At 45.3% G+C, this 653-nt stretch carries 1 protein-coding gene; it reads left to right on the top strand.

Features of this window, described 5'->3' with window-relative positions; translation table 11 throughout:
* Positions 1 to 33 precede the first annotated feature (33 nt).
* Positions 34 to 653 (top strand): IS30 family transposase (locus GO013_RS16700; protein WP_163813171.1); only part of this gene is annotated, 620 nt, incomplete at its 3' end.

Below are 653 nucleotides of genomic sequence, written 5' to 3'. Positions count from 1 at the left end.
CACTAAAACTCCACAACGGAGGGACAACACCACATGGGACACAAACAGCTTAACCGAGAGAAGAGAGAAATTATAGAGAGGTTATTGGACCAAGGCAGCAGCATACGGAAAATTGCAAGCATTATGGGGTACAGCGCCTCGGCCATAAGTCAGGAAATAGCTCGGAATTCAGAATACCGGGAAGGCCAGCTCATATACCAAAGTCATGCGGCACAACGAAAGACGGCATACAGAAGAAAACGCTATAAAATGCGTACATGTAAACCCAAAAAAGTTGTCGATTATGTGTCTGAAAAGTTGAAGGAGTTCTGGTCTCCAGAGCAGATTCATGGCCGCTTGATGGTTGACTATCCGTCTGACCAGAGCCTTCGAATCAGCTTCAAGACCATCTATCGGTGGATTGAGCGATCAAAAAAAGGAGTATCCCCATTAGGGAAAAAGGTACGGTATACGAAGTTCTTACGTTTTAAACGACAGCGGAAATATGTCCGTAAAAAAGGGGCAAAGCCACCTGGGTATAGAGTGTTACCAAGTATAGCCAAACGCCCGGCCATTGCAGAAAAGAAAATTGAGTTTGGACATTGGGAAGGCGACTTGGTCCTTGGGTATAAGGGCATTGATAATGCTCTGACTCTGGTAGAAATGTCTACAGG

The sequence above is a fragment of the Pseudodesulfovibrio sp. JC047 genome, from assembly GCF_010468615.1.
In the GTDB taxonomy this organism is placed as follows: Bacteria; Desulfobacterota; Desulfovibrionia; order Desulfovibrionales; family Desulfovibrionaceae; genus Pseudodesulfovibrio.
The sequence above is the reverse complement of the archived record's forward strand: the minus strand, read 5'-3'. Positions and strand labels throughout refer to the sequence as shown.